The following is a 19,236-nucleotide window of genomic DNA, read 5'->3' on the forward strand; positions in this document are numbered from 1 at the left end:
AGGTCAAGGCCGACGACGTGGTCCTGGACGGCAAGAAGCCCACCACCGTGGACGTGGCCCCCGGCACAAAGAACCCCACCAACTCCGACGGCAAGGAGATTAAGGACAACACCAATTCCAGCAGCAGCGGGAATGTACATTATCACAGCTACACCGAGACTACCGCCGCCACCTGCACCACCAACGGCCTCGAGACCTGCTCCTGCGGCGATACCCGCGTTATTCCCGCGCTGGGCCACAACTTTGTTGATGGCAAGTGTGAGAACGATGAAACTCATACCCCCGGCAAGGACGGCAACGCCATGAAGTTCTATCTGGCTGTCTCCGGCGGCGGCGACGACCCCACTACCGTTGACGCCATCGTCTATAATGACTACTCCGCCATGGTCACTGTTCCCCACAAAGAAGTCAACTCCAGCACTCTGACGCTGTATGCCAAGATGCAGAATGTGGGTAGCCTGGGTGTGGGCGAGGCTCGTGAGCACACGATCAGCATTTCCACCGGCCTTTCTGCCAATCCGGACCTGGGCTCCTGGCTGAGCAATGCGTTTACCTTTGCGTCCGGCACCATCACCGGCACCATCGACGGCAGCCCCTACACCTACAACCTCAAGGGCGATAAGGGTGCTGAGCTCGCTACAATCACCGCCACGCCCGAGGATATCCAGCAGACCCGCGAGGCTTGGCAGGCTCTCACCGCCAATGTCACCTCCACCACCCATGAGGACGACAGCTTTGTCTTTATTGCCAAGGGTTCCTATCTCCAAATCGGTACCGACCGCCTCGAGTTTGAGTCCGAATATGCTGGAGACGGCCTTAAACTGGACAACTTCAACGATATGGACGCCCTGCAGGCCGCTATCCGTGAAGCCGTTAAGCTGAATACCGAGGCCGACGCCGCAAGTCTCAACGGCGCTCAGATCGTCGGCGTCCTGAAGGCCAACACTCAGCTGGCCGTCAGCTCCAGCATCGTGACTCTCGATAAGGATGTTACCATCTCTATCAGCGGTCTGACTGCGGATTATGATAATGTCCTTGATGACCTTCGCGATTCCACCACCGTTTATAGCATTGCTCAGAATCTTGTTTCTCTCGTGAACAAGGTCATTGGCGACGTGGATGGAAATACCGTTACCATCAACATTGATTTCGGCGTAGCCGAGTAAAATTTACAACTACCAGACCTCAGCCGCGCAGGCAGCCAGATTTATCTGCCTGCCTGCGCGGCTCTCTTTTTCTGAAAACGCAGAACGAAACGGTTATAGCGCTTGACCGTTTCGTTGCGCGTTTTCAGGACTGGGAATACGCGCAGCCCCAATTCCGATTATCACCGAGAGGAGTCCCATCATGAAAAAGAAAGCCCGCTTGCGTACCCTCTCCCTTTTGCTCACGCTGTCCATGCTCCTGTCCCTCCTCCCCCTCCCTGCCTTCGCTGAGGATGACGTCCTCACGGAGGACCCCTCCGTACCCGCTGCGGAAGATACCATCCCAGCGGAGGAGGAAGCACTCCCGGAAGATTCCTCCGAGCCTGCGCAGGGAGGGAAAGCCACCCCAGTAGACACTTCAACCTCATTTGCGGCAGAGCAAACCACAGTAACCCTAAATATTACCTTTACCGGCGGCGGCGGTACTGTAACAGCAGAATCCTGTGTAATTGATATGACTACTGGTGAGCCCAGTTCAGTAGCCACTAAGTCTATTTCAGGTAGTGAAAATACAACCACGGTCTTAACTTTACCTGCTGTCGATTTTGGATTTGGTGGCAATAATGCTTATATAAAATTAGCTGCTATTCCAGCCGATGGATATACATTTGTCGACTTTACGAGCAAAGATATTTCTAGCGGAATTCTCTATGTTGAGTTAGGTAAAAGTTCTAATGTTACTGCCACATTTCAACCTACTGATGCCCCTCCGGAGACTTTAAATATTCCAATACATTACGATGCCTCTCTTGGCGACGTTAATTATAACAATTCCACTGTTTCAGTTGGAAGTTCCATTGCCGTGCTCAAGGGACAGGATGCTACGGTAACAGCTATTCCCAAAGCTGGCTGTTACTTTGATGGTTGGTATTGGAGCGCCAATAACGTTAAATTTTCTTCTCTGGCGGAGTTAGTTCATACGTTTGAGTACGCGGATGCTATCTCTGCCAAGTTCTTCAACTGGATAGCATTAGGCGACATAACCGGAACCGGGTTAACCAGCCTTACGACCAGGAGCGATGCTCCTTGGAGTGTTGCAGATGGTATTCTCTCCCCCAACGGCAAAGAGGGAGGACAGGTAACTTTACTAAAAATGGCTATCACCGGTCCGGGAGTGCTGCAATTTGATTATGATACCACGGCAATAGCTCAGGATAACAAATCCTACGTTTATATCTCTATCGATACGGAACTTACGCCCGATGAGTATAGTGTCGGTGATATGCTGCCCAGCGGTGTTACAGGATCAAAGGTAATTAATTTGACCGACACGGAAGCCGGTCAGGAACGAATTTTATATATATCCAGTTATTGTGTTTCACCTGATGCACAAGCCGCGCTGTCTAATATTGCATTCCGTAACGATTTAGTCGATATTACTCTAGAGCCGCCCGCAGAAAACAGCGGGTCGGTCTCTATCACTTGTGACGGTCAGACATCCAGCTCTAAGCTATCGGTTCTTGCCGGTTCTGAGGTTGTTCTGACTGCCACCCCTAAAGAGCCAAATACTTTTTATGGTTGGGTGGATAATAAAAATCATCTTCTTTCCAGTGAGCCTACTTATATACACACCGCTATCGATTCATCTTTAATCCATGCAATTTTCGCGCCCCCACTGGCTTACACTGCACGAATTGAGGGAGCATTTTACGACAGTATCAATGCTGCAATCAATGCTTCGCAACCCAGCGAAACAATTATTTTAATCGGAAATGATACCTTATCCGGCCAAGTTGCGCTTAAATCTAACACTACCCTTCTTATACCATACAATTATAAAAAAACGGAAATTAACTCATCATCAGATAAGCATCCCTTCGCTAACTCCGAGTCCCCCAATAGTGCCTCAGATTTTATTAAAGGACCACTGGATGACCTCATATATACATTGACCCTAGCTGAAGGTGCCGAGCTTACGGTTCCTGCTGAGTCAAAGTTAGTGGTAGGAGGCATTACCGGATCATGCAACGGAGGTAACGATACTGGTTTTGGCGGTCAAACGGTTGGTGATCACAGCAATATAAACTTAGCAAGCAGTTCTGCCATCATTGTAGAAAATGGAGGTATTCTTAGCTGTACTGGTTACATCATAGGCAGTGGAACTATTGAAGTACAACCTGGCGGCGATGTTTATGAACCATTTATTGTTTGTGAATTTCGCGGTGGTACCTATATGGCTGTCGCGGCTAAAACCAACAAAGTCACCCCTTTTAATAGCTATACTATGCTTAATATTCAAGCGCCCCTCACGATAGAGAGCGGCGGTGAATTATATGGATACTGTGACCTCATATCAAGTGGTACGTCTCACAATAAAACAACCGCAAGAGTTATCGGGACAGAAAATGCAATTATCAATCTATCAGAATCTGCCCGACTCACTGCAACATATAATCCTGACTCAATTTGGGCAGGCAAATCTGCTGTAGGCCGTACAAGTATCGTCATTTACGGAGGTGCAAGTACCGGCATATTATCTATGAAGATAACGGTTGGAATTACTGTAACCGTTACCACTGAAGGTATTCTTTTCCCGGTACCGTATAATTTTGATATTACACTAGAAGATGGCAACTACTCTATCCCGACTATGCTCAAACTTTTACCCGGCGCACAGCTAACAGTCGGTAAAAACGCTATATTGGATATCCCAGGTACTCTAGCTATTTATGATGGTTTTACTGACCAGTTTTATGCTGGTCCATTGTATCCAGATAATCAGAAGCTATCTGCAAGCGGACTCTCCGAAATTGCTACATTTGTTGTTGATGGTAAGTTAACTGTATCCGGTACAATTGGCGGCGTAATACAAACCACAGGCACAGGTACCATTTCTACTGATTCAGGCTCTAAAGTCTTAGTAGAGTCCAAAGAGGGTGTGTTAAAAGGTCAGAGCTATCTGAAGCCTGCTACTACTACCTCTCAGACCGTCCGAACTCTCAAGGCACAACTCTTTGATGGAACAGCGCTGTTTGATATCCTTTCAGGCGCGGAGTACAAGGGTTCAGAGGGCGCATTAGAGCGCAAAGCCGGAACCGACGGCTATACATATGATAACTATAGCGGCGACAAAACTTCACCGACTGCTGCAACAGTCACTGTCCCGTATGCCGCCGACCATACTCTAGCTGGTGTCTGGACTCTGGCTGGAGTATCAGAGTTCCGTGCTGCCCACGCAGTTGTTCTCGCGCTTGAGACTGCCACCAATGAAAATTTGGCCGCAATCGACGCCGCGCTTTCAAACTATGCACAACTCAGCCTCGCCGCACAAAATGTTCTGGCTAATGAGTATGCCAAGTTAACCGCTTTAAGGAACAGCATCTCTTATACCGTCACATATGACTTGGCCGGTGGAGCGTTACCCAGTGGGACAAGCATACCTGACCACTATACCATCGGCACAGAATCCATTGTTCTGTCCGCACCCACGCGCAAAGGCTATAATTTCGGCGGCTGGTACCTTAACGCAGAATTCAGCGGCGATAAAGCAGAGACCATTGCCGGCGGCCAAACCGGAGACCTGACCCTTTACGCAAAATGGAATCTCATTACCTACACCATCGCATACAATCTGATGGACGGCTCTCTGCCCAGCGGGGCGTCCAATCCCAGCGAATACACCGTTGAGAGCGGCGACATCACCCTGGTCAACCCCACGCACACCGGCTGGGATTTCACCGGGTGGAGCGGAACCGGTTTGACCGGGACTGCCAAAAGCGTCGTGATTCCTGCCGGCAGCACCGGCAACCGGAGCTACACCGCCAACTGGACGGTCAATTCCTACACGGTGACTTTCAAATATCAGGATGGAAGCACTGCAGACACGCAAAAAACAATTCCCTACGGCAGCAAATACGAACTGCCCAACGCTCCCGTCCGTGCAGGCTACACCTTTAACGGCTGGTTTACTGCTGAAACCGGAGGAATAAAAATAACTTCTGACACCGCAATGACCGAAACAGCGAACCACACGCTGTATGCCCAGTGGAACGCAAAGGGCGATACAACATACACGGTAGAGCACTATCAAGAAACTTTGAACGGCAGCTATGAGCTGAAAGACAGCGAGCCCTTAACCGGTGAAACCGACTCCACTGCCAATGCCAATCCGAAGAGCTACGTTGGGTTCAGGTACGACTCGTCCATTGATGGCACCGGCGCTTCCGGTATCATCACCGGCGACGGCAAACTGGTGCTCAAGCTCTACTACCCCCGGGAAAGCTACACCATCACGTTACATTCTGACGGCGGCACCGAGGTGCCCCCCATCACCGGCAAGTACGGCGCCGAGGTTAAGGCGCCAGCCAATCCTGAGAAGACCGGCTACTCCTTCCAGGGATGGATTCCCGCACTCCCCGACACCATCCCCGCAGAAAATACCACCTATATCGCCCAGTGGGCGGTAAATCAATACACAATTACCTTTGACAGCAACGGCGGGACCGAGCTCACGGCCATCACCGCCGAATATGGCTTAACTCTCAGCACTCCCGCCGCTCCCACCAAGACGGGGTACGATTTCAAGGGCTGGTACCGGGATGCGGACCTCACGCAGCCGTTTTCCTTTACTACTATGCCCGCAGAAAATTTAACGCTGTACGCCAAATGGGAGCAGAGCTCCTATCTCGTTACGTTCCAGTATATTGACGAAAACGATGTCACACACATAATTGGCACTCAGACTGTCAGACACGGCGGCAGCGCCACTCCGCCTGACGCTCCCACCCGTCCCGGATACCGCTTTGACAATACCTGGGACGGCAGCTATACCGGGGTAACATCCAACACCACAGTTACCGCGCAGTATACCTCCTACCTGCAGCTACTGACGGACATCACCGACCTCAGCGACAGCAACAATTTGTTGACGGCACGGAATTACTACAGCCTCCTCAACAGCACACAAAAAGCGGAGTACGGGCTTACATCCCACCACAGCAGCCTTTTCGACGCTATCCGAACTGCGTCGGCGGGCATTCTCGACCAGGCGGTACATGACGCGGTTGTGCCGACCAACAATATCCTGGCTCCCGGCGGAAAAGAGATTGCAGTTCTCAGCCTTGGTGAGAAGGCGGTCTCAGTGCGTATGATACAGGAGGATTACAAAGCCCTCAGCATGCTGGATCTCCCTTTCCTCACCGAGCTGTTCGGATACACGGAGATCAGGGCCATTGAGTTCCCCGGGCTGCGCGTTTGGGATACCGAGGGGACAAAGGATGTCTCTCTCTACGCTCTTACGCGCGCTTCCGGCGGCGGCACCACTTCCTCGGATCAATTCCAAATCATGTTCAAGATTGCATTGGCCGCCTTGGGCGGAGATTTTGAGACAGTCGACGCATTTACCAATTACCTGATGAGTGAAAAGGACAGTCTGCCCATCTCTGTTCTGGACGGAAAGACAGTTGCGGTCATTCTCCACGCTGAGACGGCCGAGGGCGTAGCATATCAGGCTGAGTACGCCATCGACTTCTTCAACAACACCCACAACGTCACCTGGATGGTGGACGGCAGCAAGTACGGCGATCCGGTCCCCCACGCCTACGGCGCGCCCATCCAGCTTCCCGATGCGCCGGCCAAGCCGGGCCATACCTTCACCGGCTGGAATCCCGCGCCGGACAAGATGGGAAAAACCGCCCTCACCTTTACCGCGCAGTGGGAGGCCAATCAATACACGGTCACCCTGGACGCCAACGGCGGCACGGTGGAGCCGCCTGCCATCACCGTCACCTACGGACAAAAATATGATAAGCTGCCGATCCTCTCCCGCAGCGGCTACTCATTCGACGGATGGTTCACGCTGCAGAACGGCGGAACAGAGGTAAAGAGCACGGATGTTGTCGCAATCACCGCCAACACCATCCTCTACGCGCACTGGACCTTAGGCGGATACAGCCTCATCTGTCATCTGGACGGCGGCTCCGTGTTCCAGGCCAATCCCACCAGTTATACCGTGGAGACGGAAACCTTCACCCTCAATAACCCTACAAAGGAAGGCTACACCTTCATCGGCTGGAGCGGAACCGGCCTTACCGGCGCGGCCAATCAGTCGGTCACCGTCGCCAAGGGCAGCACCGGCAACAGGGAATACACCGCGCACTGGAAAATCAATGCGTATACCCTCACCTTCGATACAGCCGGCGGCAGCGCCGTCGCACCCATCACGCAGGACTATGGCACGAGTGTAACCGCCCCCGCCGACCCCAGCCTCACGGGACATACCTTCGTAAAATGGGATCCGGAAATCCCCGCCGCCATGCCCGCCGAAAACATGGTGTGTGTGGCCCGGTGGTCCGTCAACCTGCACACCGTCACTTACCTGGTGGACGGAGTCGAGTACAAGGTGATTGCGGACGTAGGCTATGGCACGTCCCTCTCCCCTCTGGATGCGCCGGTTAAGACCGGGTACACCTTCTCCGGCTGGACAGGACTCCCGGAAAAGATGCCGGATAACGACATCACCGTTACCGGCGCCTTTGCGGCAAATCACTATCAGGTGTCCTTCCACGCCAACGGCGGCGCCGGCGACATGGAACCGCAGCGCTTCGTCTACGATGTAGAACAGAGCCTCGCTCCAGCCGCGTTCACCCGGACAGGCTATACCTTCGCTGGTTGGAACACCGCCGCTGACGGCAAGGGCAGCGCCTACGCCGGAGATGCCGCCGTAACCAATCTTACCAGCGCAGCTGACGGCACCGTCACTCTCTATGCCCAGTGGACGCCCAATACCTATCAGGTGCGGCTGGACGCGAACGGCGGTACGGTGACCCCCGCCGAGCTTACCGTTACCTATGATGGCACTTACGCCCCCCTGCCCACCCCCACACTTATCGGCTATACCTTTGCCGGTTGGTTTGAAGGCGATGTGCAGATTACGGATGAGACGAAGGTCGCCATCACTTCGCCCCAGACCCTCACTGCCCGCTGGAACGCCGTGGGTGATACGCCGTATACCGTCAACCACTATCTGCAAAACGTGGAGGGAAGCGGCTATACCCTCGACGTCTCCGAATCCAGGACCGGCGCGACGGGGTCATCCGTCCAGGCTACATTGAAAAATTACACAGGTTTCACCTACAGTGCCTCTGCCAGCACAGCCGCCGGCACAGTGACGGGAGACGGCAGTCTGGTCCTCAGCCTGTACTATGACCGCAATCTCTACAACGTAACCTGGAGCGTGGCCGGTGAGGAGACTACCCAATCCTATCGCTACGGCGCTAAGCCCCAGCCGCCTGAGACCGACCGTCCTGCGGACCTCAACGGGAGATACACCTTTACTGGGTGGGATAAAGACATCACCGACGTAAGCGGGGACGCCGCCTATACCGCCCGGTACAGCACAGATTACGACGCCTCTGTCGGCGGCGTAACATATGCCGACCTGACCGTTGCCCTCAGGGCGGCCGAAAAGGGACAAACTGTCCGCTTGGAGAAAAACCTGACTCTGGCGGAGGATTTGACCGTTCCGGCAGGCGTTACTCTGCTGCTCCCCTGTATGGACAACGACCCCGGCTATCTCAACCGCAACGGAATTCAGTTCAACCCCGACGGCACCAGCACCGCCGGCCAGACCGGCGTCGGCCCCGCCGCTCACAACTACCGTACCTTAACAATCCCCTCCAGCGTCACGCTGACGATCGAGGGCACCGTCATGGTAAACGCCGTGACCGGACGCCCCGGAAACGGGCATTACGATCAAGATGTAACCGGTGGTTTTGCCCAAATCGATCTCTCAGGCCATATTCTGGTTCCCGCAGGCGGTGTGCTGGACGTGTTCGGCTATGTGAAGGGCGCCGGCAGCATCACTGCCAAGAAGGGCGGCGCGGTATACGACCTGTACGTCGTGCGCCACTGGCGCGGCGGCACCCAGGCCCTGAAAATGTACGAGGCCGGGGTCTACCCCATGAACGAGTACGACTGCCACAACATTGAAACCGCCGTGCGCATTGATTCCGGGGCGACCTACTCGGGCCTTGTCAAGATGTATGCCGGGGATACCTTTAACTACACCCGATTCCCCCAGATTGATAAAACAAACGGCCTCATCCGCCTCACCAGTGATGATGGCTATGTCATCAAGACCTACGAGAACGGCCGCGAGGTATACGACATCCACGGCGGCGCGGACTTCGCCAGCAGCACACTGACCATCGTCGGCATCCGTTTGACCACCGCCGACTTCCTCTATCCCATCGACGGCGATATCTCCTATCGCCTCAGCGGCGGCGACTATCGCTTTGTCAACGACTACAAGCTGCTCACCGGTGTAACGATGGAGGTCGCAGACGACGCCGCCCTCGCCGTGACCGAGGGGCGTACCGTGGTATTCTACGATGCATTCAAGGATCTTCCGAACACCAGCACCACTCAATACCCCGACCGGCCCGCCGCCGCCCTGGCGCTGGCCGACAGAGCGTCCTTTACCAATAACGGAACGTTTGCCGGCATCATCAATACCTCCGGGACCAAGGTGTATGCCGGTCCCAAGGCGGTATGGACGGTGTCCACCAAGGAGGCCAACGGCTATACCGCATCCGGCAAGTCGGATGTCCTGACGCTGGACTTCCAGTTGTCCATCCAGCGCCAGGGTGGCTATACCTGGGCCTGGGCCGACAAGGGCGGTATTACTTGGACCGGCGCGGACTACAGCGCCGTGGAAGCTGCCCTGGCCTCCGTCCGGGGCGACCTCGCCGGCTACACCAGCGATACGGCTGCTGCCGTGACTGCAGCGAAAAACGCCGTGGTCTACGGCCTGGGCACCGAGAAGCAGGCGGAAGTCGACGATTACGCTGCAGTCCTGAACGCCGCTGTAAAGGCCCTGAAGCCCAAGAGCTTTACCGTCACCTTCCAGCCCGCCGGCGGCAAGGTGAGCATCAGCAGTAAATCCGTGACCTACCAGAGCGCCTACGGCGAGCTCCCGACCCCCACCCGCGACAGCTACACGTTCGGCGGCTGGTTCACAGCCGGGAGCGGTGGAAGCTTGGTCACCAAGGACACCACTGTATCCGAACTTGCCAACCACTCCCTCTATGCCCATTGGAGCAGCCAGGGCGGCGGCGGCGGCGGCGGTGGTGGCGGTGGTGGCGGTGGTGGCGGCGGCGGTGGCGGCGCCACTGTCCAGCCTGACCCCGCACCTTCTGTCCCGGGCGACTCCGTCACCCACACACCCGAAACCACGGTCAAGGGCGATACCGCCACCAGTACAGTGGATCAGGAGACTGCCGGCCAGCTTGTGGAAGAGGCGGCCAAAAACGAGAGCAAGGAAATTGTCATCCGGCCCGAGTTGAGCAAATCGGAATCCGATGCGGTGAAAAAAGCGACGGTTGAGCTTCCTGCATCCACAGTGGGCGATGTGGCCGACAAGACCAACGCCTCTGTGAAGGTCGAAACCCCTGTGGCCACAGTAACCATCCCCAACGACAGTTTGTCTGCTCTGGCCGGCGGCAGGAACGAGACTGTCCGGATATCAGCCGAACAGATGGATACTGCAACTGTCCGGATTTCCGTCAGCACCGGCGGAACAACCGTCAGCACCATGCCCTCCGGTCTGGCCGTGGAAGTGCCCGTACCTGAAGTCAAGGCCGGCACAGTGGCCGTACTTCTGAAGGAGGACGGCACGACCCAGATTATTAAAAAATCTGTGGCTGCCGATGGTTCCCTGGTCGCCCTGCTGGAGGGTACCGCCACCATCCGGATTATCGACAACAGCAAGACCTTTACGGATGTGGCACCGGACGACTGGTACAGTTCCGCCGTGGACTTCGCCAGTTCTCACGAACTTTTCTCCGGAACCGGCGCCGATACCTTCTCCCCTGTACTCCCCATGGACCGCGGAATGCTTGTAACCGTCCTCCACCGCCTGGAGAACAGCACCCGCGCAAAGGGTTCCGCCAGCTTCGTCGACGTGGACGACAGCGCCTATTATGCCGACGCAGTCGCCTGGGCGTCTGAAAACCAAATCGTCGCCGGATTGGGTAACGGCACCTTCTCCCCCGAACAGGCGCTGTCCAGAGAGCAGTTGGTCACCTTCCTCTACCGTTATGCCGACGCGGCAGGGCTGGATACCACGCCAGCCGGTCGCCTTGACCAGTATCATGATGGGGCCTCTACCGCCTCCTGGGCCTCCGACGCCATGTCCTGGGCTGTTGGCTCGGGTCTGGTCGGCGGAAAGGACGGCGGGCGGCTGGATCCCCAGGGCGGCGCTACCCGCGCCGAAGTTGCCATCATTCTGCAGCGGCTGGTAACACTCATCACAAAATAATCTCAGCCATAGGATCTAATAGCATAAGAGCGCCGGGCCATCCGGCCCGGCGCTCTTATGCTCAGCTTGTCATATGGGGCTCAATTTCTTGGAAAAAGTCGTTTCATCCACCATGAGAAGTATCATTTTACAGGCACATGTCCCCGGAAATGACGGACATTCATTTTATCCCGTCGTCTGCGGATGACGGAACTTTGCGGAGGTGGGCGACAGACTGAGCGGGTGGGAGCAATTGCTCCCACCCGCTTTTTCCGTTACTCGTAAAAGCAAAATAGACGCCTGAGATCAGTATCGATAATACTCCGGGGCGTCCTCCAGATCGTACAGCACGGGCCTCTGCCTGCCGTGGTTGTTGCATCGCCCGATTACCTCATCCAGGGGAAACGCGCCGCTCTTTGCGCAGTAGATTGCCTCATAAAACCGGCAGTATGCCAAGCGAATCCCAGCGTAGCCCCCCGCCCGGGGGTAGTTGATCTCCTCCTGCAGGGTGACCCAGTAGATTAAATGCTGCAGATACCGCAGCTTCTCATCGCTCTCTGGCACCCGGGTCCCGTTTTTGTAGAGCGAGTCGAGCAGGCTGTCGAGCTGCTCAAAGGAATATCCGTTTTGCACGATCATGTCGTGGAGCATACGGCAGATATCCGCGTGTGTGGGCACCCTGTCCCCCACCATCTCCAGGCGGTAGTCCCCCTGTCTCTTGCGGCCGGGATAATGCACGACAAGATTACCGTATACCTCCAGCCGGCCCGGGCGGCCATCCCTGCACAGCCTCTGCATCAGCTCCTGCCCCTGCCGGTAATCCATACCGTCCAACATAAGATGCCCCTCCGCTCGTTGATTGAAACTCGCTTTCTAAGCCTTACTTTAAAAAAGGCAGTTCAAACGTCCGCCTGTAGTCGTAGACCTCCTGCGGCAATTTCAGCGTCCTGCCGTTAATTATTACGGTCTCATTATTCAGCCAAGCGATGGTGCTCGGGAGGCCGTCATAGCGGCCGTAAAAGATGGTCTTCCGGTTTTCGGCCAGCCACACGACGGCGCCGTCCTCCCGCACCGTGGGGTCCCACATCAAGTCGGCAATCACGTACGCCTCCGAGTGATTTTCTTCAAGGTACGCCTCCATCTCCTCCTGCGAGTCCATATACCGGAAATCGCCTATGGGGTAGAGGGTCACCGTCACCCTGTAGCAGCCGTCCGGAGACTCCGAGGCGCATTGACCGATGGCGATGTCCATCCGGCTCCTGTCGATGTGATAGAGCTTGAAATAGACGACCGCCGAGAGCGCGATGACGGCAGGGATAATGAAAAGCAGATGTCTTCTCTTTGAACGAGCCACCATTAAACGCCTCCGTTCTCCTGCCGTAACCAACCGGTACACTCCCACGGACATTCACGCAAGCTTCACCGCCAGCAGTTTTTGAGCATCGTCAAAGTGCCCTCTGCATGTGACCCGGTAATGAATCCAGCCTCCGTCTCCACAGGGGTATCTATGGTCAATACAGTCCTGCGTGTACCTGCACAGCAGACCGTATACGGACGCAAACTGGGCGTCCGACAGCCTCATCATCACGGTAAAGGCGCCGTGCTCCGCAAAAACATTGCAGATGAGCTTCTTCCTGATTCTATGGGCAATACCCCAGCCGTATCGGTTTCCATAGGGGAACGCGGCCTTCTGCTCAGTGCCATGGCTCCTGCCGAGCCAATCGTTCAGCTGAGAGAATAATTGCGCGTTCTCGCCGCAGTATTCCGCCATCTCCTCTGTAGTAGGGGCGGATCGCCTGTCCAGCATTCTTTCGTACATAAATCCACCCTGAAATTCCTTCGGTGCGGCTCTTTCCTCCGCCGGATGCGGCCACTGCGTCCTTTTCTCAATCCTACCACAATTTTTCTCTCTTGAGAAGTGGGTAGTCCCCAGGCCCTGTTGCAAATAAGTGCTTCTGGTAAAGACTTCATCGGTCTCTCCGGCCATCCGGCTGAACAAAAAAGCGCCCGAAACCCTTTGCATGCAAGAGTTTCGGGCGCTTTTTCGTTACTCCCACTCTGTTCTGGGATCGTTTTCACAGCTATTTTCAATGCTTTTTGGTGTCCTTATTCGCTAAATTTCCACTCGATTTCTAAGTTTTTTTGATTTGCAAAGGATCCGTGTACTTTTCGTGTACTGCAGTTTCGCAGGTCTCACATGTACTATTACTTCGCCAATCAATGCTTTTGTTCACTATTTCAACTTACAATATTAATGCTACCACATCAAGGCATGGGCTTTTGTAAATAGGCCCATGCCTTGATTTATGGAATCTGTTTTCACGGCACCAACAAATCAACAGTTTTTGCAATAAAAAATTATGCAAATATTTGATCAAAAGCACTGAAATTAAAAAAATTTATCCTTGATTTTGGATACGTTCACGAATACGAGTACGCTCCTCAACGCGATTACGAATACTGACATTTTCGGCTATTTTTTGATGCAATAGAATATCTTCTTCTGCATCATAAGAAAATGTTACCGCAAGAGCGTATGACTGTGGTATTTCCTTTTCAGCATGGGTGAATCGTTCTTTTCCTGTTATAAGTATGTAAATATAAGGTTCATTCTCGTCCCAAAGTAAATCTTTTCCACCCGTTTTTCCCTTCGCCCAAACCCGTTGTTGAAGCGTACTATTCTGAATTGTGGTACTTCCGGGTTCGAATGCCGCACCATATTGTTTCCGAAAGTTTTCTAAAGCAGCATCAGCATCTTCTTCTAAGCCATGTTCTTTTTTCTGGGCAAAGTTCAGAAGCTTTTCCGCATCAGTTCTGCGGAACACCTCAACAAATAGAGAGTTAGCAATATATTCTTTTCTGCTCATGCGTGTTGGCGGGTTGTAGGCAAAGCCGATCGATATTCTTTTGGCTCCTTTTACATTGATAAACTCAGTTGGCACTGGAATTTTATAGAGATGCAGTGACCTCAATGTTAGCTCATCTTCTGCAAAAAGGGTCACATGCTTAGGGTCATCGGCAGTTGAGAAGAGGACTTCATCATCAATTTTGCCATAACCAATAAGCCGCAAACGATTTTCAGCTTTCTGTGCCCTTATACCTACATGGCTTGCATCGACCGCATCCTCGGCCCAGGAGCGAAGCTCATCAGGACAACAAGCTGCGCTCGCAAGCATTGCACGAATTAGATTTGCAGAAGGTGCCTCATCTATTTGTGCTTCCAATAATCTTTCCAATCTGGCAGCATAATGGGTTACATGGGGTGCAGCAAAACTGGTTCCTACCCACCCTCTAAAAGACTTATCATTTGTATGATTTGTAGTCGGTTCCATCATAAGCCTGTCATTAGTACGCCAACGACTGGTGCCACGAGTAATCTGGCTAACAGAATAGTTTCCACCATAGTCTACAAATTCAGGTTTCACTGCGCCATTGACACCTTTCCCTGCACGTGTAAATACTGACATCATACCAGCGTTTCCCGCAGCAATAGCAGTGATACCTGTTCGCACATCTGGGGTCGCACCCCGGGTAATTGAACCAACCGAAACAGCTAAAGCCGCAGTCGCGGGGTCAATTAGGCGGTGCGCTGGATTCAATAGCTGGTTACGTACTTTTTGACAGAGGTCATCTCGGCTAATGAAATCCGGCAGATCAGGGTATTGGTTTCCGGCGCTAACAATAATAACAATATCCAAATCCCGTGCGAGTTGGTCGAGCATTCCCGCCCAAGTCAATTGTCTACCACCAGCATATAGATAATCCAAATCACCTGAAGAAAGATTGAAAACACGACAGTGGTAGTGTTCATTAAAGTATTCAATTGCTTCTTTTACTATTTGTTCTGGACGCCTTTCTTTTGAATATACGGGGTTACCTTGTCCATCATCGTGCATTACTTTCCCATTACATAGTCGAACCAATGGTTTAAAAATTGGATTTTCATTAAATATATGGGAAAAATCTCCATATACTACGATTCCCGCCACACCAGTTCCGTGTCCGTTCAGATCAGAGGCTGTATTTTCAGTAAAATCAAAATCCTCCTCACCTACAATAATTGCTGAGAGTAGAGGATTTCCAGAAAAAATTCCCGAATCTATAACTGTAGCAAGTGGTGCATTTTCATCCAGATCGTTATGGACAACTGGTGTAAAATCCTGAGCATAAAGCCCGCTATAGTCATGAAGTATTGTTTCCATTGGGAAATCTACGCATGCAATGACGTCAAGATCCAGCAATACATTCAAAGTAAATTCGTTAACTTTAGCGCGCCCAAGCAAGAGGGTCTGCAACTCAAACAGATCACCCAATAATTGACTGCCACCTGTCCCCAGTGCACTCCTTATTTGCGCTTCAATTTCGAGAATTGTACCCTGGTCACCGTTATACCAAACATCAATATTTACAGTGAAGAAGTCATTTCCCAACGTCTTCCCAGAGTCAAGGTGCTTTTTAAGTCTCTGCCCGATACGATCATCACGCTTTAATTTGCGTATTTCTTCAATGCAATCAAATAATTCTCTGCGTTGACCTGGAGCAAGAGTACCTCGTTCAGAGCTGTCTTGCATATATAATAAACGCTCGTTCTCAAAAGTGGACATAGCGGAGGCATCTTCAAATTGAACAACAAGTTTGGATTTTTCGGACTGGGGAAGTTTCACTTCTTCAACAATCCACAAATTGCACATACTGAGAAGCCTGTCTAACGAAGTTGCCGACAGGGCATCACTAACTAATTCCAGAACCATGAGGTTATCTGTATCAATGCCACTCACTCTTCGAGAGGCTTTAATATCGGCCACAGTGGTATCCCAATCTTGTTTAAGCTTACCACCATGCTGACTTGGCTGGCGGGCCGGAGGCCTTGGCGGGTTTGGATTTCTTCTGAATCGTCCATATAAGGCAGATAAATCTTCCTTTTTAATTTCTATCCTATCAGCCACAACGATTTCCTCCTCCGTATATCAGTTTCAATACTGAGTTTTCCGCAAAGCAACATTCTCCTTTTGCCGTTGTACCGCTTGCTCAATATCTCTTTTTGTGTATATCTTCCTACCTTCAAGTACACATTGTTTTCGTACAAAATTAGCAGTCTGCTCTACATCTGCGTAAGTGAAGCCATCCGTTTCATTCAAGAATTCAGCAAAAATATGATTCGCACCATCTAAAGACTTAAGACGCAAGCAGAATAGCCGCATCTTTGCATCGTTGGTAGGCATGTCAAAGCGTAACGTACAGTCGAAGCGCCGCCAAATGGCATAATCTAAAGACTGCTCAAAATTTGTTGCAGCAATCACCAATGATTTTCCCTTGAAGCTATCCAATTGCTGTAAAAAAGTATTTACAACGCGCTTTATCTCTCCGTGTTCAAAAGGATCGTTTCGGCTCCTTGCTATGGCATCAAATTCATCAAAAAAAACCACATAGCTATCTTGTCGAGCAAAATCAAAGACTTTTCTGAGATTGGATGCCGTCTCACCAAGATATGAGGAAATCACCGCATCAAAACGCACATATATCATCGGAAGGCCGATTTCAGACGCAAGTGTTTGGGCCGCGAGAGTCTTTCCACAGCCAGGAGCACCATAGAAAAGAATTCGTTTTGTTGGAGCAACTCCATTACTAACAAGAACATCCCAGTTCTGAAATTCATTAACAATTCGTTCAAGTTCCTGCTGCATTTGCGGCATTGCAATCAAATCAGAAAAATACTTTTCTGGATATATGATCTCAAACAGTCTCACATCCTCATCTTTCACCTTGCCAATATTTGAGGAATATGTGGAAACTGAGCGCCTCGGCTGTGCCGAACCATTTAGGATAAGTTTTAACTCATCGGCGAGAATACCGTGGTTTTTTTTACGCTCATCTTCTATAATCTCTTGAGCCACTCTATAGAAAGCTTCGTGATCGCCTGTTTTGTGGCTTACAAAGAGCTTTTTCAGCAAGTCAGCTCTCGCCATAGCACATTCTCCTTATCTACTAACGGTATTGCATAGTATAGACTTTTGCTCCCAAACAAGCATCTATTTTTTGGTTTTAGCAAAAGATGTTAAACTCCCTATTCTAAAAATCTTCTTATAAAGTAAATAAGCTATGCTATAAGCATTCCAAAGTATTAATAATCTCTTTAGATATGCCATGTGCGACACAGAATTCCAAAAGCCGCATTTTTGCCAATCGACTAGGAGTACGGCGAGAATTTTCCCAGCGATTTATGGTTGTATAGCTTATATTAAGCTCGCGAGCAAGTTGTTCTTGAGAAATATTGAGTTCTTTTCGAATTGATCTAAGAATTTCTTCAATTGGCATTTTAATTCACCTCAATGAATTAAAGTATAGCATCAGCTATAGCCAATGTCAAACATAGGGTACTATTTCATTATCTCAGTAGGGAGCCCTACAAATTGTTCTGAAAAAACGGATGTTTGCACCACATCCACAGCTATTCAACAATTCTGTTTTCCACATTGGCATTTTACCCAATTGCACATAGATGCTACTCTAAATAGCAGCGTTTTTAACGCAATAAAGTTCTTTGGAGGAATCAATATTATGGCATCTATTGTAAAACGCAACAAAAGTTATGCGGTTGTCTATACAGATACCTCGGGCGAAAAGAAAAGGCAAAAATGGGAGACCTACTACAGTCTTGAGGAGGCGCAGCAACGAAAGGAATTGCTGGAACTATGCTCACATACACGAACAAAAGTCCGCCGCCAGTGTGTACAGACGGTGGAGCAATTTTTTGTGCAATACGTGGAGCTATATGGAGTAAGCCATTGGTCACTATCCACTTATCAAGCCAATTACAGCCTTATTCGTCGTTATCTTATCCCGGCCATCGGCATGATGCGCCTTGAAGAACTCACTCCCCTTGTGGTGGCACATCTATACCACCGCTTTGCACAGTTACCACAACAAGGTGGTCGCTGCCATGAGCCTACAGGTAAACCAATTACCACACAAACTCTGCGCAGCCTCCATAAACTGCTGCACAGTGCCTTTGAGCAGGCGGTGCTATGGGAGTATTTACAGCGAAACCCTTTTCACGGCGCATCACTGCCAAAGTCACATCCCACTTCCCTTGCGTTCCTCATCCCTGAACAAGTATGGCAGCTATTAGATGATTGCACCAACCCTATATTGCACATGGCCGTGACACTCGCCTTTGCGGGAACGCTGCGTAAGGGTGAGTTACTGGCACTGACTTGGCAGGACGTAAATTTCGTTGAGGGAACCATACGGGTAAACAAAACCCTGTACCGGGTCAGTAACCATGCGCTGACCATGCTACAGGGACGAGATATTCTCCATCAATTTCCACCATTGCTGGATACTGCCTGCACTACGCTAGTGCTTAAGCGTCCTAAAACAAAAGCCAGCAACCGGGTTATCTATTTGCCAGCCTCAGTAATGTCGGAATTGAAAGCCTTTAGGACATCCTCTCCAGAAACCGAGCTGGGACTCATTTTCTGCTATCCGGATGGACGTCCCATCCAGGAGCACACTTTAACCGACCGCTTTCACGAGGCGCTGAAAGTGGCTGGCCTGCCACAAGTGACTTTCCACAGCCTGCGACACAGCAGTATCACATATAAGCTGGTGCTGTCACAGGGAGATCTTAAGGCGGTGCAGGGGGACTCCGGCCATGCTCAAGTAGATATGATTACCGACCTGTATGGTCACATTTTAGAAAATAACCGCATGACCAATGCAAAACGCATGGACGAGGCCTTTTTCCAAAAAGGGTATAGTAAACAGGAATCGAACGCAAGACCTATCTCTTAG

9 protein-coding genes and 1 pseudogene are annotated in these 19,236 nt (G+C 51.5%); 4 read left to right on the plus strand and 6 right to left on the minus strand.

Features of this window, described 5'->3' with window-relative positions; all coding sequences use genetic code 11:
• From H8S62_RS04475 to H8S62_RS04480, 3 genes and pseudogenes are all read left to right on the plus strand, one after another.
• A partial coding sequence (locus H8S62_RS04475) for a hypothetical protein (protein WP_186918626.1) occupies positions 1-1,166 on the plus strand: 1,166 nt, incomplete at its 5' end.
• A 493-nt stretch (positions 1,167-1,659) separates the two neighbouring features.
• A pseudogene (locus H8S62_RS18645) lies at positions 1,660-4,743 on the plus strand (InlB B-repeat-containing protein); the annotation flags it as partial.
• 36 nt (positions 4,744-4,779) lie between these two features.
• Positions 4,780-11,463: an InlB B-repeat-containing protein gene (locus H8S62_RS04480; RefSeq protein ID WP_243255345.1), complete on the plus strand. Its 6,684-nt coding sequence runs from the start codon at positions 4,780-4,782 to the stop codon at positions 11,461-11,463.
• Between the two features lie 285 nt (positions 11,464-11,748).
• Here H8S62_RS04480 and H8S62_RS04485 read toward each other — a convergent pair whose 3' ends face one another.
• The 6 genes from H8S62_RS04485 to H8S62_RS04510 form a co-directional block, all read right to left on the minus strand.
• The gene (locus H8S62_RS04485) at positions 11,749-12,279 is read right to left on the minus strand and encodes a hypothetical protein (protein WP_243255347.1); all 531 of its coding nucleotides are present in this window, start codon (positions 12,277-12,279) and stop codon (positions 11,749-11,751) included.
• Between the two features lie 43 nt (positions 12,280-12,322).
• Complete coding sequence (locus tag H8S62_RS04490) at positions 12,323-12,799, minus strand: DUF5412 family protein (RefSeq protein WP_155151990.1); 477 nt, start codon at positions 12,797-12,799, stop codon at positions 12,323-12,325.
• Positions 12,800-12,850: 51 nt separating this feature from the next.
• Complete coding sequence (locus H8S62_RS04495) at positions 12,851-13,261, minus strand: DUF3788 family protein (protein WP_186918628.1); 411 nt, start codon at positions 13,259-13,261, stop codon at positions 12,851-12,853.
• Positions 13,262-13,841: 580 nt separating this feature from the next.
• Entirely contained in the window at positions 13,842-16,388 is a 2,547-nt protein-coding gene (locus H8S62_RS04500) for a S8 family peptidase (protein WP_341481014.1), read from the minus strand.
• 27 nt (positions 16,389-16,415) lie between these two features.
• Positions 16,416-17,408, minus strand: coding sequence for an AAA family ATPase (locus tag H8S62_RS04505; protein ID WP_155151993.1), 993 nt, complete (start codon positions 17,406-17,408; stop codon positions 16,416-16,418).
• A 136-nt stretch (positions 17,409-17,544) separates the two neighbouring features.
• Positions 17,545-17,757: a helix-turn-helix domain-containing protein gene (locus H8S62_RS04510; protein WP_155151995.1), complete on the minus strand. Its 213-nt coding sequence runs from the start codon at positions 17,755-17,757 to the stop codon at positions 17,545-17,547.
• 243 nt (positions 17,758-18,000) lie between these two features.
• Between H8S62_RS04510 and H8S62_RS04515 the strand changes: the two genes are divergently transcribed.
• Complete coding sequence (locus tag H8S62_RS04515) at positions 18,001-19,236, plus strand: site-specific integrase (RefSeq protein ID WP_173023604.1); 1,236 nt, start codon at positions 18,001-18,003, stop codon at positions 19,234-19,236.

The organism is Lawsonibacter faecis (assembly GCF_014287675.1).
Taxonomy (GTDB): domain Bacteria; phylum Bacillota; class Clostridia; order Oscillospirales; family Oscillospiraceae; genus Pseudoflavonifractor; species Pseudoflavonifractor faecis.

Excerpts from the sequence above, each read along its gene's own strand:
- H8S62_RS04515 (WP_173023604.1), top strand. The coding sequence starts at position 18,001 with ATGGCATCTATTGTAAAACGCAACAAAAGTTATGCGGTTGTCTATACA.
- H8S62_RS04505 (WP_155151993.1), bottom strand. The coding sequence starts at position 17,408 with ATGGCGAGAGCTGACTTGCTGAAAAAGCTCTTTGTAAGCCACAAAACA.
- H8S62_RS04485 (WP_243255347.1), bottom strand. The coding sequence starts at position 12,279 with ATGTTGGACGGTATGGATTACCGGCAGGGGCAGGAGCTGATGCAGAGG.
- H8S62_RS04495 (WP_186918628.1), bottom strand. The coding sequence starts at position 13,261 with ATGTACGAAAGAATGCTGGACAGGCGATCCGCCCCTACTACAGAGGAG.
- H8S62_RS04510 (WP_155151995.1), bottom strand. The coding sequence starts at position 17,757 with ATGCCAATTGAAGAAATTCTTAGATCAATTCGAAAAGAACTCAATATT.
- H8S62_RS04490 (WP_155151990.1), bottom strand. The coding sequence starts at position 12,799 with ATGGTGGCTCGTTCAAAGAGAAGACATCTGCTTTTCATTATCCCTGCC.
- H8S62_RS04480 (WP_243255345.1), top strand. The coding sequence starts at position 4,780 with ATGGACGGCTCTCTGCCCAGCGGGGCGTCCAATCCCAGCGAATACACC.